The 15,938-nt window shown below is 49.7% G+C and carries 16 protein-coding genes; 14 read left to right on the top strand and 2 right to left on the bottom strand.

Annotated features, from left to right (window positions below; translation table 11 throughout):
* Positions 1-53: 53 nt before the first annotated feature.
* The 11 genes from VSQ62_RS15275 to VSQ62_RS15225 all read left to right on the top strand — a co-directional run bounded on the left by VSQ62_RS15275 (position 54) and on the right by VSQ62_RS15225 (position 10,236).
* On the top strand, positions 54-2,141 hold the full coding sequence (locus tag VSQ62_RS15275) for a polyribonucleotide nucleotidyltransferase (RefSeq protein ID WP_334635684.1): 2,088 nt from the start codon (positions 54-56) through the stop codon (positions 2,139-2,141).
* A 130-nt stretch (positions 2,142-2,271) separates the two neighbouring features.
* Entirely contained in the window at positions 2,272-3,222 is a 951-nt protein-coding gene (spoIIIAA, locus tag VSQ62_RS15270) for a stage III sporulation protein AA (protein ID WP_334635683.1), read from the top strand.
* Positions 3,213-3,734 (top strand): stage III sporulation protein AB, encoded by a 522-nt coding sequence (locus VSQ62_RS15265; protein ID WP_334635682.1) that lies wholly within the window; start codon positions 3,213-3,215, stop codon positions 3,732-3,734. Before spoIIIAA ends, VSQ62_RS15265 begins: the two co-directional genes overlap by 10 nt.
* Positions 3,735-3,747: 13 nt before the next feature.
* A complete protein-coding gene (gene spoIIIAC / locus VSQ62_RS15260; protein ID WP_334635681.1) occupies positions 3,748-3,942 on the top strand; it encodes a stage III sporulation protein AC in 195 nt (64 codons plus the stop codon).
* 15 nt (positions 3,943-3,957) lie between these two features.
* On the top strand, positions 3,958-4,344 hold the full coding sequence (gene spoIIIAD, locus VSQ62_RS15255) for a stage III sporulation protein AD (RefSeq protein WP_334635680.1): 387 nt from the start codon (positions 3,958-3,960) through the stop codon (positions 4,342-4,344).
* Positions 4,341-5,573, top strand: coding sequence for a stage III sporulation protein AE (locus VSQ62_RS15250; RefSeq protein WP_334635679.1), 1,233 nt, complete (start codon positions 4,341-4,343; stop codon positions 5,571-5,573). The genes spoIIIAD and VSQ62_RS15250 overlap by 4 nt, the downstream gene beginning before the upstream one ends.
* A gap of 20 nt (positions 5,574-5,593) precedes the next feature.
* Positions 5,594-5,932 (top strand): stage III sporulation protein AF, encoded by a 339-nt coding sequence (locus tag VSQ62_RS15245; protein ID WP_334635678.1) that lies wholly within the window; start codon positions 5,594-5,596, stop codon positions 5,930-5,932.
* An 11-nt stretch (positions 5,933-5,943) separates the two neighbouring features.
* Complete coding sequence (locus tag VSQ62_RS15240; protein WP_334635677.1) at positions 5,944-6,519, top strand: SpoIIIAG-related protein; 576 nt, start codon at positions 5,944-5,946, stop codon at positions 6,517-6,519.
* 24 nt (positions 6,520-6,543) lie between these two features.
* Positions 6,544-7,179, top strand: coding sequence for a SpoIIIAH-like family protein (locus VSQ62_RS15235; RefSeq protein ID WP_334635676.1), 636 nt, complete (start codon positions 6,544-6,546; stop codon positions 7,177-7,179).
* Between the two features lie 82 nt (positions 7,180-7,261).
* A complete protein-coding gene (locus VSQ62_RS15230; protein ID WP_334635675.1) occupies positions 7,262-7,453 on the top strand; it encodes a hypothetical protein in 192 nt (63 codons plus the stop codon).
* 221 nt (positions 7,454-7,674) lie between these two features.
* Entirely contained in the window at positions 7,675-10,236 is a 2,562-nt protein-coding gene (locus tag VSQ62_RS15225; protein ID WP_334635674.1) for a cell division protein FtsA, read from the top strand.
* 69 nt (positions 10,237-10,305) lie between these two features.
* Here VSQ62_RS15225 and VSQ62_RS15220 read toward each other — a convergent pair whose 3' ends face one another.
* Together VSQ62_RS15220 and VSQ62_RS15215 are read right to left on the bottom strand one after the other, a co-directional pair.
* The gene (locus VSQ62_RS15220) at positions 10,306-10,704 is read right to left on the bottom strand and encodes a type II toxin-antitoxin system HicB family antitoxin (RefSeq protein ID WP_334635673.1); all 399 of its coding nucleotides are present in this window, start codon (positions 10,702-10,704) and stop codon (positions 10,306-10,308) included.
* Positions 10,705-10,723: 19 nt separating this feature from the next.
* Positions 10,724-10,924 (bottom strand): type II toxin-antitoxin system HicA family toxin, encoded by a 201-nt coding sequence (locus tag VSQ62_RS15215; RefSeq protein ID WP_334635672.1) that lies wholly within the window; start codon positions 10,922-10,924, stop codon positions 10,724-10,726.
* Between the two features lie 545 nt (positions 10,925-11,469).
* Here VSQ62_RS15215 and VSQ62_RS15210 point away from each other — a divergent pair.
* From VSQ62_RS15210 to VSQ62_RS15200, 3 genes are all read left to right on the top strand, one after another.
* Positions 11,470-13,797: a Helicase associated domain protein gene (locus tag VSQ62_RS15210; protein WP_334635671.1), complete on the top strand. Its 2,328-nt coding sequence runs from the start codon at positions 11,470-11,472 to the stop codon at positions 13,795-13,797.
* Positions 13,798-14,030: 233 nt separating this feature from the next.
* Positions 14,031-15,341, top strand: a complete 1,311-nt coding sequence (locus VSQ62_RS15205) for a DegT/DnrJ/EryC1/StrS family aminotransferase (RefSeq protein WP_334635670.1) — start codon at positions 14,031-14,033, stop codon at positions 15,339-15,341.
* A complete protein-coding gene (locus tag VSQ62_RS15200; protein ID WP_334635669.1) occupies positions 15,248-15,928 on the top strand; it encodes a sugar transferase in 681 nt (226 codons plus the stop codon). Before VSQ62_RS15205 ends, VSQ62_RS15200 begins: the two co-directional genes overlap by 94 nt.
* The last annotated feature ends 10 nt before the right edge of the window (positions 15,929-15,938 follow it).

The raw sequence follows: 15,938 nt of genomic DNA, 5'->3' as shown, positions 1-15,938 counted from the left end.
GGGCGCGGCAAATGTATTTGCCGCGCCCGTTATGTGAATGTAAGGAGAAGACTATGTATAAAAGTTTTGAGATGGAGTTAGCCGGAAGAAAGCTCTGCGTAGACGTAGGCAGAGTGGCGAAGCAGGCCAACGGCGCGGTGTTGATGCATTATGGGGAGACGACTGTATTGTGTACGGCTACGGCGTCCGAGAAGCCGAGGGAGGGGATTGATTTCTTCCCTCTCAGTGTAGAGTATAATGAGAGATTGTATTCGGTAGGGAAGATTCCGGGAGGATTCAATAAGAGAGAGGGCAAGGCGTCTGAGAACGCGATCCTTACCTGCCGTGTGATCGACCGGCCGATGCGCCCGTTATTCCCCAAGGATTACCGCAATGATGTGACGCTTGAGAATCTGGTCATGTCCGTGGACCAGGATTGTTCTCCGGAGCTTACGGCGATGCTTGGAGCAGCGATTGCGACCAGTATCTCGGATATTCCGTTTGACGGTCCGATCTCTACCACGCAAGTAGGTCTGGTTGAGGATGAATTCGTATTTAACCCGACGGCGGCGCAGAAGGAAGTGTCGGATCTGGCGCTTACGGTTGCGTCCACGAAGGAGAAGGTGATCATGATCGAGGCGGGCGCCAATGAGGTGCCGGAGCAGAAGATGATCGAGGCGATCTTCGCGGCTCATGAGATGAACCAGAAGGTAATCGCATTTATCGATACGATCGTGGCAGAGTGCGGCAGGCAGAAGCATGAGTATGAGAGCTGTGCCGTTCCGGAGGAATTATTCGCGGCAATCCGTGAGATCGTTCCGCCGGAGGCGATGGAAGAGGCAGTGTTCACGGATGAGAAGCAGGTAAGGGAAGAGAATATCCGTGAGATCACGGCGAAGTTAGAGGAAGCATTTGCTGAGAAAGAAGAATGGCTTGCGGTTCTTGGCGAAGCGGTATACCAGTACCAGAAGAAGACGGTCCGCAAGATGATCCTGAAGGACCACAAGCGTCCGGACGGCAGGGCGATCGACGAGATTCGGCCGCTGGATGCGGAGATCGACCTGATCCCGAGAGTCCATGGTTCGGCCATGTTTACCAGAGGACAGACGCAGATCTGTACGATTACCACGCTGGCGCCGCTTGCGGAGGCTCAGAGACTGGACGGGCTTGACGAGGCGGAGACTTCCAAGAGATATATGCATCATTATAATTTCCCATCCTATTCCGTGGGTGAGACGAGGCCGTCCAGAGGTCCGGGACGCCGTGAGATCGGTCATGGTGCACTGGCAGAGCGCGCATTGATTCCGGTGCTTCCAAGCGAGGCGGAATTCCCGTATGCGATCCGCACCGTGTCCGAGACGTTCGAGTCCAACGGTTCCACTTCTCAGGCGAGTATCTGTGCATCTTCTATGTCACTGATGACGGCTGGCGTGCCGATCAAGGCAGCGGTTGCAGGGATTTCCGCGGGACTTGTGACAGGAGAGACGGATGAGGATTATCTGGTGCTCACGGATATCCAGGGGCTTGAGGATTTCTTTGGGGATATGGATTTCAAGGTTGCCGGAACGCATAAGGGTATTACGGCGATCCAGATGGATATCAAGATCCATGGCCTGACAAGACCGATCATCGAGGAGGCGATCGCGGCGACGAAGAAGGCGCGGACTTATATACTTGACGAGGTGATGGCGAAGACGATCGAAGAGCCAAGACCGGAGGTAGGCCCGTATGCGCCGAAGATCATCCAGATGCAGATCGATCCGCAGAAGATCGGCGATGTGGTGGGACAGCGCGGCAAGACGATCAACGCCATTATCGACCAGACCGGCGTGAAGATCGACATTACCGACGATGGTTCTGTGTCTATCTGCGGTACCGATGCGAAGAGCATGGAAGAAGCGCAGAAGATGATCTATATTATTGTTACGGATTTTGAAGCCGGACAGGTATTGGAAGGCAAGGTTGTCAGCATTAAGGAATTCGGCGCGTTCCTTGAATTTGCGCCGGGCAAGGAAGGTATGGTGCATATCTCCAAGATCTCTAAGGGACGGATCAAGCAGGTGGAAGACGTGCTGACCCTGGGGGATGTGGTGAAGGTGGTATGCCTTGGAAAAGACAAGATGGGGCGGATTTCATTCAGTATGAAGGACGTGGCAGAATAAATTACAAATTGGGACGTAGTAAAATTCAATTTTACTACGTCCCAATTTGCTATTTGCGGCGTACCGAAATGAAAAAAATGGTATATTTGTCAGGCTCGTACATATATTGGGATAGAGAGGTGACAGTAAGATGCAAAAAGACAGATTCATGAATGTCTTACCCCGCGGTATCCGCGCGGCAGTCGTAAGAGAGCGGATCCAGTATTCGCGGCTGCAGGAGCTTCGGCTGCGCGCAAAGAGGCCGCTGATACTCATATATGAGGGAAAAGAGCGGATCGTAAGGAATGAGCGGGATGAGCCTTATGTGGTCACGAAAGAGGAAGTAAGGGAGATGCTTGAGTATGTCAGCAATTATTCCTTATATGCGTACGAGCAGGAAATGAAGCAGGGATTTATTACGATTGAAGGAGGGCACAGGGTGGGAATGACGGGTCAGGCGATCATAGAAAACGGGAAGGTGAAAAATCTTAAGTTCATCTCATCCATCAACCTCAGAATGTCCCATGAGGTCTTAGGATGTGCGGATCTGATATTTCCGTATATTATCTATAAGGGAAAGCTCTGTCACACGCTGATCATATCGCCTCCGGGATGCGGAAAGACGACGCTTCTTCGGGATCTGGTGCGCCAGATCTCCGACGGAAATGAATGGATCCGCGGAATGGCAGTGGGAGTGGTGGATGAGCGGTCAGAGATCGGAGGCTGTTATATGGGGATCCCGCAGAACCAGCTTGGCATAAGGACGGATGTCCTGGACGGGTGTCCCAAGGCGGAGGGGATGAGTATGCTGATCCGTTCCATGAGCCCGGAGGTTCTGGCAGTGGATGAGATCGGAACGGCGGAAGATGTACATGCCATTGAGCATGCGATGCACTGCGGCTGCAAGATGATCGCCACAGCACATGCAGATTCCATGGAGGAGTTGAGGAAGAAACCGATTTTTGACCGGATGGTTGCCCAGAGGCAGTTTGACCGGTATGTGGTGCTTAAGAACAGGGAACAGGTGGGACAAGTAGGCAGTCTTTTTGACAGCCGGGGAAGCCTTCTCTATAGGGGGGAGGCGGTGGAAGCATGCTGCTGAGAGCGGCGGGCGGTATCCTTGTTATTACGGCCACCTCTGCCGGCGGTATCCTGGCGGCAGAGAGGATTCGAAACCAGTACGAGCAGCTTAAGTATCTGCAGAAGCTTATCTGTCTCTTAAGGAGTGAGATCCTGTATGCCAGGTCATATCTGGGCGAGGCGTTCGGCCGGATCGGCAGTAAGGCGAGAAGTCCGTACAGGGAGTGGATGTCCGAGCTGTGCAGCCGGATGGAAGAACGGACCGGTACGGCATTTAGCGGGATCTGGGAGAACAGTACCGGGAAATGCCTTAAGGACGCGGGGCTTCCGGGAAATGAGCTGGCGCGCCTTGCGGATCTGGGGAATCAGCTTGGAATCGCGGATGCCGATATGCAGGTGAAGCTTCTGGATCTCTATCTGGATGAGCTCTCAAAGTCTATGGATGAGCTAAGGGAGGGTATGAAGATGAAGATCAGGCTCTGCCGTTGTCTGGGGGTGATGAGCGGTATATTCGTTATGATATTATTGTATTAGAGGAGGAAGGCAAATGAGCGTGAATCTGATATTCAAGATTGCCGCGGTGGGGATCCTGGTGTCTGTGTTAAGCCAGGTACTGAAGCACAGCGGGAGAGAAGAACAGGCATTCCTGACGAGCCTTGCCGGCCTTTTGCTGGTGCTGTTCTGGATCGTGCCGTATATCTATGAGTTGTTTGAATCCATCCAACGGTTGTTTTCATTATAGAAAGAAGGGATTATCTTGGATATGCTGCGAATCGGGATCATGGGGGCGGCGGGAGCGCTGTTGGCGGTGCAGTTTAAGAGCGGGAAGACGGAATATGGGATCTATATCAGCGTCGTGCTGAGCCTGGTCATTTTCTTCAGTATCATGGGGCGTCTGACCATTATCATTGATGCGGTGAAGGGAATCGGAAGATACATCCGCATGGATCAGGCTTACATCGGAACCCTGATCAAGATGATCGGTATTACGTATGTTGCGGAATTCGCTTCGGGAATCTGTAAGGATGCCGGTTACCAGACAATCGCAGCCCAGATAGAGATATTCGGGAAGCTTGCGGTGATGGTGCTGAGTCTGCCGATCCTTCTGACACTGCTAAATACGATCAGGGATTTTCTGTCATGAGGAAGAGAATGGGAAGCGGGCGGTTTGGAATGGCCGGGAAGCTTGCGGCAGTGCTTGCGGCAGCGTTTGCGGCAGTGATAATGCTGACAGGTGTGCAGGCTGCGGCGTCAGAATCTCTGGATCGCGGACAGATGGATAGCGGATGGCCAAGTGAGAAAGAAGACCCGGGGAGCAGCCAGGGAGACTTGGAAGAAAGATTGATCGGGCAGTTTGATTTTGAAGAAGTGGATGACTCCCTTCAGGAGTTATTTCCAAATGAACGGATCGGGTTTGGGGAGACGGTTAGGGGAATCCTGTCCGGCGATCTGGATATGTCGGCCCGGCTTCTCTTCGGGCTTGTGACGGACCAGCTTGGGTATGCGTTCCAGAGCAGCAAGGATAATCTGATACATATGCTGCTGCTTGCGGTCATTGCAGCCGTGTTCAGTAATTTCTCCTGGGTATTTAAGAGCAGGCAGATCTCGGATATCAGTTTCTACGCGTTGTATCTGCTGTTGATCGCGCTGGCTTTAAACTCCTTCGAGACGGTGGTTAACTGGGTCACGGATGGGATATCTTCGCTGACTTCTTTTATGGGAGTGTTCTGCCCTCTGTATTTTCTGGCGGTGTCCGTTGCCAAGGGGAGTGTGACGTCGGTGGCATTCTATAATCTGGTTCTGTTCCTGATCTTCCTTACGGAGGTTCTGATCCTGAATTTGTTGCTGCCGATGATACACATCTATATGATGGTGAAGGTGCTAGACCGTCTGTCTGAGGAGGAATATCTGAGCAGATTTGCCGAGCTGATCGAGATAGCGGTCGCCTGGATCCTTAAGACTCTGATCGCCTGTATTATCGGGTTAAATGTAATACAGGGGCTAATCAGTCCTGCCATTGATTCGGTAAAAAGGAGCGCGCTCACCAGAGGCGCGGAAGCGATTCCGGGACTTGGCGACGTGATCGGAGGGATGGCGGAGGTCGCGATCGGTACGGCCGTCCTGGTGAAAAACGGGATCGGGATGGCGGGAGCCGTCATCTGTGTGGCCTTATGCATCGTCCCATTGGCACAGTCTGCCTGTATTGTACTGGTGTATAAGCTGGCGGCCGCGGTCATACAGCCTGTCTCTGACAAACGGATCGTAGGATGCATAGAGACTGTGGGCGAGGGGTGCCGGATGCTTCTGAGAGTTATATTTACTACCGGGCTTCTGTTCCTTCTGACCATCGCGGTGGTTTCTGCGGTTACGTAAGATCCTAAGCGGGAGGGAATATGTTCGAATATTTGTATGAGTGGATGCAGAATATTGCATTTTATATGATTATGGTAACTTTTATCATGCACGTGATCCCCAATTCGGATTATAAGAGATACATCCGGTTTTTTACCGGCCTTGTTCTGGCGGTGATGTTGGCGGCTCCTGTCCTTAAGCTTTTTGGTATGGGGGACGTCTGGCAGAACCTCTACGGGAATGAGACATATCAGGAACAGGTGAAGAAGCTGGAGGATGCGTCGAAGGATTTTCTGGGAGCGGATCATGAATCAGGAAATGCCCGTCAGGAGGAGGTGAGCGGGAAACGTATCTTCATAGAAGAGATCGAAGTGGATTAGGGAGGCTGTGTATGAGGATTCCAAAGGATTTTTCACTGAAAAAGATAAAGAAGGATCAATTGTTGATTATTTTTCTTGCGGGGATCCTGTTGCTTGTCATATCTCTTCCGGCCGGTAAAAAAGGCGGCAGAAACGGGGAAGAGAGCGGGATACGGGGGAGTACGCCGGACGAAGAGTACAGTCAGGACGAATATTTGTACAATCTGGAGCGGCGTCTGGAAAGCGCCCTGTCCCAGATGGCTGGGGTGGGGGATGTGACGGTCATGATCACCCTGAAATCTTCGGCGGAGAAGGTGGTGGAGAAGGATCTTGATATGGCAAAGGAGGCTGTTACCGAGTCGGACAGCCAGGGCGGCGCCAGGTCAACTCAGAATAACAGCCACAGAGAAACGACCGTATATGCGGATGGAAATACACAGGGAGAGCCTTACGTCAGCAAGGAGATCAGCCCGCAGATAGAGGGGGTAGTGGTGATCGCCGGCGGCGGAGGGGATTCGGTGGTGAAACAAAATATTACTGAGGCAGTTCAGGTATTATTTGGGATAGACACGCATAAAATTAGGATAATGAAGAAGAGTTCAAATTAATGTGGCGAAACAGGAGGAAGAACAGTGAAACAAATAGTGAAGAAGAACCAGATTATTATTGCGGCATTGGCTGTCATGATCGCGGCGGCGGGATACCTGAATTATTCGGGGAAGATCTTCGGCGGCGACAAAGAGACGGAGACGGCAAGCGCGGATCTTGCCAATCAGGAGCTTCTGGATATTTCGGAGGAGGACCTTGCCAGTGCGTCTGAGGATATTGAGAGCCAGGACGGCGGGGAGGGATCTGACGGCAGCGTGGACGGAACGCCCGGTGAGGCGGTGCTGACGAGCGGTGAGACCAGCGCGGTGGTTGCGGAAGCCAAGGTGACGAGAGAGCAGGTCAGGGCGAAGAACAAGGAATCTCTGCTGGAGATCATTGACAATGAGAGCCTGAGTGAGGAACAGAAGCAGGACGCGGTCAACCAGATGGTGGCGATGACGGATCTGGCGGAGAAAGAGGCGGCGGCAGAGACACTTCTTGCATCCAAGGGGTTTGATGAGGTGGTCATAAGCCTTACCGCGGATACAGCGGATGTTGTGGTCAATGCGGCAGACTTAAGCGACGCTAATCGGGCGCAGATCGAGGATATTGTGACGAGGAAAACGGGTGTGGCGGCACAGAATATTGTGATCACTCCGGTGAATGCGGAAGGGAAGTAAAGAAAAGAAAGGCTTTACACCACTTATACAATCCGTTATACTGATATTAGTAAATGGAATAATAAAAGTGAGGTGAAGAGGTATGCCGAATACGATCGAGATTGCGAAAGATGTCGTAGATCAATTCCAAAAAGTCCAGCGGCATATGGAACACGCGAAAGAAGAGAATGCAACGAAAACATATGAAGGATTGAAGCAAGATTATTTATCTTTAAAGGCAATCTTACAAGTAGCAGGGGTAAATCTTACAGATATTGACAGGATCAAGGAGTAGATCAGGTAAACAGCATTTATAAGAAGTGCAAAGTCTTTATTTCATTGCTAAGGGCTTTGTACTTTTTATTGTTTAACAGAGGAATTTTTTATTTACATTGAAATGGAAGTTGACTATAATAATAAATAGTGTAGATATTAATGGAGGTATTTTTGAAGGATCGGCTGTTTACCGGTCAGCATATAATTTGAGATATCTCATAAGATACCAGGAGGATGGGAATGGCGAAGGCACAGGTTAAGAAGGCGCAGGTTCAGGCGGAGAATGCAATATTTGCTCTGGATATCGGGACACGGAGCATTATAGGGATGGTTGGAGTCGTTGAGGACGGCAAGGTCAGGATTATTGCCATTGATAAGGAAGAGCATACGGAGCGGGCGATGATCGACGGCCAGATCGAGAATATAGAGAAGGTAACAACACTGGCTAAGAAAGTGAAAGAGCGGCTGGAGGATAAGGTTCATTTCAAACTGAACCGGGTCTGCGTAGCTGCTGCGGGGCGTGCGTTAAGGACGAAGCGCGCGGAGTATGAGATCGACCTTAAGAGTAAGCAGGTGATCGATGATGAGATCATCAGCCGTCTTGAGGCCGGCGCGATCAACAAGGTGGAGGAGGCGTTTGACGCTGAGAACAGCGTCGCGGACGATATGCGCCGTTTTTATCTGGTGGGTTATACCGTATGCCAGTATTATCTGGATGATTACCGGATCTCAAGCCTTAAGGATCACCGGGGACAGAATGTGAAGGTGGATCTGATCGCCACATTTCTCCCCAGCGAGGTTGTGGAGAGTCTCTATACCACGATGAATAAGATCGGTCTTGAGGTGGTCAGCATCACATTGGAGCCGATCGCAGCGATCAATGCGGCGATTCCTGAGAATCTGCGGCTTCTGAATCTTGTCATGGTGGATATCGGAGCCGGGACGTCGGATATCGCGGCGTGTACCGGCGGCAGCGTGACCGGTTATACCATGGCTACGGTTGCCGGTGATGAGGTGACAGAGACGATCATGCGGGAGTATCTGGTGGATTTCGGAACGGCGGAAGAGATGAAGGCGCAGATCGAGCAGGAGGAAGTGGTTACATTCACCGATATCCTGGGATTCGAGCGGAAGGCTTCCAAGGAAGAGGTGCTCCAGTGTATCCAGAGTACGACAGAGCTTCTGAGCAAGGAGATCGCTCAGAAGGTTCTGGAGGTGAACGGCGGCGCTCCGTCTGCATTGTTCCTTGCGGGAGGAGGAAGCAAGCTTGCGGGACTTAAGGAGGGGATCACGGCGGCTCTTTCGATGGATGCGAACCGCGTGGCGATCGCGGGCAATAATTTCAAGATCAGCGCTTTCTCGGATGAGTATGACTTGAATAATCCGGAATATACGACCCCTCTTGGGATCACGGTTTCTTCCGGGCTGAACCTGATTAACGACAGTTTCCGTGTGACCCTGAACGGGAGGGCGGCGAAGCTTTTCCGAAGCGGAAGCTTTACGGCGCTTAATCTCCTGATGATGAACGGTTATAATTTCCAGGATATCCTGGGACGTCCCGGGACGAGCCTTACGGTCACGGTGAACGGTAAGCGTAAGGTGTTCTATGGTACGGCGGCGATGCCCTCTTCGTTATTCATCAATAAGAAGGAGGGGAAGCTGTCTGCGGTGATCAATGCGGGCGACTGTATTGATTTTGAACCGGCGGTTCCGGGTATCCCTGCCAAAGCTTGCCTGGGGGATATCGAGGGCGCGGATGAGTGTGCGGAGATCACGCTGAACGGTAAGGTGATGCCTCTTGATACACCGCTTAAGTTTGGGGATGTGATCAGGGTCCGGATGCCGAAGAAGGAGACAATAGAGGAAGAGAGTATAAAGGAAGCTGCCAAGGAAGAGACGGTGCAGGAAGAATCCGCGGCGAAAGTGGATATGGTCGGAGAGACGATGCAGGAAGAGTTCGTGACGGAACAGGTTAGGATCGGGGAACCGGTGCGGGAAGAGTCCATGCCGGAAGAGGCTGCAGCGGCAGAGCGAATGGCGAAGGAAGATGACGTAATCGGAGGAACGGCGACAGAAGATGACATAGCCGAGGGAATGGTGAAGGAAGAGGATATAGGCGAAGAAACAGTGAAGGAAGAAGCTGTGGAGGAAGTGTCCATGTCTGACAAAGAACCGGTGCAGGAGATTCCCGGTGCAGGGAATGAAGTTAGAACCGGGCCGGGCGATGTGTCTGGAATGGATGTGGCGGACGGATTAGAGAATTCATTTGCCGCGGAGAATGTGTTTAAGCCGGAAGATTCGCCTGCCTTGGAGAATGTGCTTGAGCCAGACGATTCGATTGCCTTGGAGAATGTGCTTGAGCCGGAGGATGTGTTTGAGGCGGACATAGAGTCCGCAGCGGAGAGTGTGTACAGTGCGGAGGATATTGCCGAAGCGGAGCATGCAGAGTCCGAAGGTTCTAAGTTCGAGGATGTAGAGGCAGTGATCCGGGAGTCAGGGCTTCTGGGATCGCGTGGCAGAAGGTCCGGGAGGGCCGGGGAAGGGCAGATGGTGCTTAATTTCGGACAGGAAGAAAAGAAGGAGCCTGAGATGGTGAGTTTCAGGCTTAATGGTTCTGCGCTTCGTCTGCCGGTAAAGGAGGACGGGAATCCATATTATCTGATGGATATGATTCAGTATTCGGGGATTAATGTGCACAATCCCAAGGGGAAGATCAATCTGGCGGTGAATGGGGAGCCGGGGATGTTCCAGCAGTCTCTTAAGCCGGGGGATGATATTGTGATTGAGGAAGGGGAATTGTGATAAGATGAATGAGGCATAGATAACAATTACTGTATCTATGCCTGTTTATGGTTATTATAACCCTGTATTTTAGAGAATATTCAATTGTTGTTTTAATGCATCTTGGAGAACCTGTGAAAAATTCAATCCGGCAGCAACAGCAGAATCGTTAAGCCAAGAGGGAATGGATAAAGTTTTTTTCACGGCTGTTTTATTCATGAGTCTGCGATATACAGCGGTATCACAGGAAATATATGTTGCAAATTCGTTGCCATTTACGTCTAGTGCATTGATAGAAGAAGCATCGGGAATTTCGCGTTTCAAGTCTTCTAAGTGGGTGAGCATAAGGGACAGAGCATCTTGTGCCATATTCATTCCATCTTCAAGATTATCCCCACATGTATAACATCCATCAAGATCTGGAAAGTTAATTGAAAAATGGCCCCCGTCTTCAGGGGTAAATATTGCCGGGTAGATATATTTAGCCATAGTATTATTTCTCCTTTCTTTATATAGTTTTATAAATTCCTGCAGCCTTTAGAATATTATTTGCTGTTCCTGTCGGAAGTTCTTTGCTGTGATGCCGGGGAATTTGAAATTCTTTTCTGGTATCGGGATTGAACCAGATTTCGTGATTCCTGCCTTCTCGAAGTAAGTAGCAGTTAGTTTGCTTTTTTATTATTCTAATTATCTCCGATACCTTCGCCATGATCGCATTCCTTTCTTAATCTTATTATACTATTATATATGATAAAAATGCACGTATCAAGATTAAATACATAAATGATACGTATAATATAAAATAAAAAATGTAATGAATCATGATACTTCATTACATTTTTTTATATGCAAAATCCTTAAAATCTTCATTTATCTACGTTATATTACCACGCAAAAATCAATTTGTCAACATTTTGGCTGATTGTGCGCTGGATTCTGATGGCATTTCTGCCAATTTCACCTGCAAAAAGCATCTTTTTTTCATTGAACCAGCGAAAATTCAAGAGAAAATCGTTTTATCGCCGTCAAAATTCTAGTCAAATTTTGTTATGTCGGACATTTCAAAAAAAATAATTGAAAGAAACACCAAAATTCAGCTTTTCTGTGTATAGCTTTTTATTTTTCCGCCGTCAAAATTCTGGTCAAAGCAACTGGAAGATATGGAAAACAGGGAAGAATCGGCGCAATGTAATGAAGTATCATGCTTCATTACATTTTGACGGTAATCATTGGACAGGAAAGGAGCCGCGGGGTATGAAAATCGAATTATTTGAACATAATCAGACAGCCTACCGAGCGGCTCTTTCTATGCTGAAAACCGCAGGGAAAGCGGCGGTCATCCATCCGACCGGAACGGGGAAGTCCTTCATAGGGTTCAAGCTGTGTGAAGATTTCCCGGAAGAGAGGGTTGTCTGGCTGTCGCCGTCAGAGTATATCTTCAAGACACAGATGGAGAATCTGAGAAAGAGCGGTGCGAAGGAGCCTGAAAATATCAGCTTCTATACTTATGCGAAGCTTGCGGGGATGCCAAGGGAAGAGCTTCGGATGATCTGCCCGGATTATATCATATTGGATGAATTCCACCGCTGCGGGGCGAGAACCTGGGGACAGGGAGTAGGGAATCTTCTTGCCATGTATCCGGACGCACCGGCGTTGGGGCTGTCGGCAACTGCGATCCGTTATCTGGATAATCAGCGAGATATGTCCGATGAGCTGTTTGACGGGAACGTTGCTTCGGAGATGACATTGGGGGAGGCGATCGTGCGGGGCATCTTAAATCCGCCGAAGTATGTACTATCGGCATTCTCCTATCAGAAGGAGCTTAGACGGTATGAGGAGCGGGTGCAGAGGGCGGGGAGTAAGGCTGTCCGCTGTGAGAGTGAGAAATTATTGGAAGAGCTGCGCCGTGCGCTTCGGCAGGCGGATGGGTTGGAAGAGATCTTCTGTAAGCATATGAGGAATCCTGCGGGGAAATATATTGTCTTTTGTGCCGGTTATGAGCACATGACGGAAATGGTCGGGAAGGCTCAGGAATGGTTTGCGCAGGTAGATGCATCGCCGCATATTTACTCTGTCTATTCCGAGGATCCGGCGGCGGATCGGGCATTTGCGGAATTCAAGACGGATGAGAGCAGTCATTTGAGATTATTGTACTGTATCGACATGCTGAACGAGGGCGTGCATGTGGAGGATGTGGACGGAGTGGTCCTGCTTCGGCCTACCGTGTCGCCAATCATCTACAAGCAGCAGATCGGGCGGGCACTGTCGGCGAGCAAGAAAAGGGATGCGGTCATTTTCGATATTGTGATGAATATAGAGAATCTCTACAGTATCGGCACGATCGAAGAGGAGATGCAGATTGCCGTGTCTTATTATCATTTTCTGGGGCGGGATGAGGAGATTGTAAATGACCGGTTTCGCGTGGAAGATGAGGTAAGGAACTGTATCACGCTTTTTCAGAGGTTAGATGAGACGCTGACGGCAAGCTGGGATCTGATGTATGATTGTGCGAAGCGGTATTATGAGCGGCACGGCAATCTGGAGGTCCCGGTGAAATATCAGACGGAAGAGGGCTATGGTCTTGGCCGGTGGCTTCTGACGCAACGGAGGGTCTATGCCGGTGAGAAATACGGCGTGCTTGGCGCGGACCGTGTTCGCAGACTGAACCAGATCGGTATGGTCTGGGAAAACAGCCGGGATCTTGCATGGGAAAGGTATTTCCGTGAAGCGGAGAAATATTATGTCGAGCATGGGGACCTGAATACGAATGTCCATACGGTGACGGATTCCGGGATACGTCTTGGCGCGTGGATCACTAAGCTTCGAACCTATCGCAAAAGCGGGATTCAGAAAGCATATCTGTCAGAAGAGAGGATTCGTCTGCTTGACGGGATCGGGATGATCTGGGATGTGCCGGACTATCTGTGGGAGGAGAATTTCGCGGAATGTATGGAATATTATCGGGAGCATGGGAATCTTGACATCCCCAATGCCTATTGTTCGCCGAAGGGACTTAAGATCGGCGGGTGGATCAGGCGGCAGAGACTTCTGAGGAATGGAAAGACCAACGGGGCGAAGCTTAGTCAGGAACAGATCACAAAGCTTGATTCTATTGGAATGGTCTGGAAAACGAAGCCGGAGCAGAAGTGGGATAAGGGTTATGCGGAGGCGAAGCTCTACTATGAGGCAAACGGGAATCTGAATGTTTCGGCGTCTTATGTCACTCCAACTGGGTATAAGCTTGGAGGATGGATCGCAGATCAAAGAGAGAAGGGCAAAGAGAAGCATTTGCCAAAGCGGCGGGAGATGCTTGACGCAATCGGAATGGTCTGGGTGAAGCCGGATCCCTGGGAGGTTCGTTATCAGCTTGCGAAAGCCTATTATGAGGAGCATGGGAATCTGAAGATTCCGCTTAAGTACCGAGCGGATGGGGTGTGGCTGGCAAAATGGGTCAATGAGCAGAAACACATATACGCAGGAAACCGGGGCGGGAAGACGCTGCGGGAGGATCAGGTGCGGAGGTTGAATGAGATTGGGATGGACTGGGGGAGTCAAAGGGGAGCTCAGAAAAGTATTGCATAAGGACGAGGAGCGTTCAGCGTGGACTGGGATTGTGTTAAAGAGTGTGCAGCGGATTAGCAGTCTGGTATTTGTAAAAAATATGGATGAATTACCATAATTATTTTATATATTTTTTGTTGATATAAGCGGAGGGTATCCGGAAAACAGTAATTCACCGTGGGATAGAGAACATATAAAAGAATTTAGCACTGAAAAATGTAACAGATTAATTAAGAAAAAGGAGTGGTTCACAGATGGAGGAGAGGCAGATCGCGTTCTCGCCGCCGGATATCACGGATCTGGAGATTACGGAAGTAATCCAAACGCTGAAAAGCGGATGGATCACCACCGGTCCGAGAACGAAATTATTTGAACAGAAAATTGCCGAATACTGCGGGGTGAAGCGGGCGGCTGCTTTGAATTCTGCCACTGCATGCCTGGAAGCAGCTTTAAGATTCTTAGGTATAGGCGAAGGGGATGAAGTGATCACTTCTGTATATACATATACGGCATCCGCTAGCCCGGTATGCCATGTGGGGGCTAAGCTGGTGCTTGTAGATGTGGCAAAAGACAGTTTCGAGATGGATTTTGATGCGTTGGAACGGGCGGTCACGGAGAAGACCAAAGCAATTATCCCGATAGATCTGGGAGGGGTGATGTGCGATTATTCCCGGATATTTGATATTGTGGAGAGGAAACGCGCGCTGTTTCATCCGAAAAATGAGATCCAGGAAGCCATCGGAAGAGTGGCCGTGGTAGCGGACAGCGCTCACGCGTTCGGTGCAAAGCGGAAGGTAAGGGGGAGCTGGAAAAACTGCGGTGTTGCTGCAGATTTTACCAGTTTCTCTTTTCACGCAGTGAAAAACCTGACTACAGCGGAGGGCGGGGCGCTCACCTGGAATCCGATTGAAGGGATCGATGATGATTGGATCTATCAGCAGTTTATGCTGTATTCCCTGCACGGGCAGTCGAAGGATGCATTGGCGAAGACCAGGCTTGGAGCATGGGAGTATGATATTGTATCGCCGGCTTATAAATGTAATATGACAGATATCATGGCGGCAATCGGTTTGAAGCAGTTGGAGCGGTATCCGGGAATCTTGAATAGAAGACAGGAGATTATCAGCAGGTATGATCAGGTTTGCGATGAATTAGGTATTCTTCATATGGAACACTATGGAAATGATTTTGTAAGCTCGGGACATCTGTATCTGGCAAGGCTTCCGGGAATGGATGAGGCCAAGAGAAATGATATGATCCTTCGAATGGCCAAGAGGGGGATTGCATGTAATGTGCATTATAAACCCTTGGCCATGATGAGCGCTTATAAGGCGATGGGGTGGAGGATCGAGGAATTTCCGAATGCTTATGGCTATTATCGGAATGAGGTGACGCTGCCGCTGCATACAAGGCTGACGGAAGGAGACGTGGAGTATGTGGCTGCAGGGCTGCGGGAGGTTATTAGAGAGATATGTGGCGAAATTGGAGCGAACTGCCTGAATGGATGCAGATTCCAGAAGTCAGAGAGTACTATGAGATTCTTTCCAAACGAAAGAAAAGTCTGATAGTTAAACGTGTTTTTGATCTGGTCATTTCATTTATTCTGTTGATTATAGCGGCAGCGCCGATGATAGTGATCGCAGCCGCCATTGCAATCGATTCTCCTGGAGGTATCTTTTACCGGCAGGAGAGAGTAACTGCATATGGGAAAAGATTTATGATACATAAATTCCGAACAATGGTAGTAAATGCAGATACGATAGGAACGCAAGTTACAGCAAGAAATGATAGCAGAGTTACAAAAATAGGAAAGTTTTTACGAAAATATCGTTTGGATGAATTACCACAATTGATTGATATATTGATTGGTGATATGTCATTTGTGGGGACCAGACCGGAAGTGGTTAAATATGTGAAAGCATATACGAAGGAAATGAGGGCGACTTTATTGTTGCCGGCAGGCGTGACTTCAGAAGCCAGTATCCGTTATAAGGATGAGGCGGATCTACTCAGTGGGGCGGAGGATGTTGACAGAATATATATAGAAAAGGTACTGCCTGGAAAGATGGAATATAACCTTGAAAGTATCAGGAGGTTTGGACTCTTCAGGGAATTAAAGACAATGATCAGAACTGTGATTGCAGTAGCTTAGGGACTGAGAC

This window comes from Sporofaciens sp. JLR.KK001 (assembly GCF_036941055.1).
Classification (GTDB): Bacteria; Bacillota; Clostridia; order Lachnospirales; family Lachnospiraceae; genus Sporofaciens.
This window is presented reverse-complemented; position numbering and strand designations above follow the sequence as displayed.

What these genes read in the sequence shown, in the direction of transcription:
- VSQ62_RS15265 (WP_334635682.1), top strand. Translation starts at nt 3,213, where the DNA reads ATGCTGCTGAGAGCGGCGGGCGGTATCCTTGTTATTACGGCCACCTCT.
- spoIIIAC (WP_334635681.1), top strand. Translation starts at nt 3,748, where the DNA reads ATGAGCGTGAATCTGATATTCAAGATTGCCGCGGTGGGGATCCTGGTG.
- VSQ62_RS15245 (WP_334635678.1), top strand. Translation starts at nt 5,594, where the DNA reads ATGTTCGAATATTTGTATGAGTGGATGCAGAATATTGCATTTTATATG.
- VSQ62_RS15205 (WP_334635670.1), top strand. Translation starts at nt 14,031, where the DNA reads ATGGAGGAGAGGCAGATCGCGTTCTCGCCGCCGGATATCACGGATCTG.
- VSQ62_RS15225 (WP_334635674.1), top strand. Translation starts at nt 7,675, where the DNA reads ATGGCGAAGGCACAGGTTAAGAAGGCGCAGGTTCAGGCGGAGAATGCA.
- VSQ62_RS15240 (WP_334635677.1), top strand. Translation starts at nt 5,944, where the DNA reads ATGAGGATTCCAAAGGATTTTTCACTGAAAAAGATAAAGAAGGATCAA.
- VSQ62_RS15200 (WP_334635669.1), top strand. Translation starts at nt 15,248, where the DNA reads ATGTGGCGAAATTGGAGCGAACTGCCTGAATGGATGCAGATTCCAGAA.
- VSQ62_RS15210 (WP_334635671.1), top strand. Translation starts at nt 11,470, where the DNA reads ATGAAAATCGAATTATTTGAACATAATCAGACAGCCTACCGAGCGGCT.
- VSQ62_RS15275 (WP_334635684.1), top strand. Translation starts at nt 54, where the DNA reads ATGTATAAAAGTTTTGAGATGGAGTTAGCCGGAAGAAAGCTCTGCGTA.
- VSQ62_RS15250 (WP_334635679.1), top strand. Translation starts at nt 4,341, where the DNA reads ATGAGGAAGAGAATGGGAAGCGGGCGGTTTGGAATGGCCGGGAAGCTT.
- VSQ62_RS15230 (WP_334635675.1), top strand. Translation starts at nt 7,262, where the DNA reads ATGCCGAATACGATCGAGATTGCGAAAGATGTCGTAGATCAATTCCAA.
- spoIIIAA (WP_334635683.1), top strand. Translation starts at nt 2,272, where the DNA reads ATGCAAAAAGACAGATTCATGAATGTCTTACCCCGCGGTATCCGCGCG.
- VSQ62_RS15220 (WP_334635673.1), bottom strand. Translation starts at nt 10,704, where the DNA reads ATGGCTAAATATATCTACCCGGCAATATTTACCCCTGAAGACGGGGGC.
- VSQ62_RS15215 (WP_334635672.1), bottom strand. Translation starts at nt 10,924, where the DNA reads ATGGCGAAGGTATCGGAGATAATTAGAATAATAAAAAAGCAAACTAAC.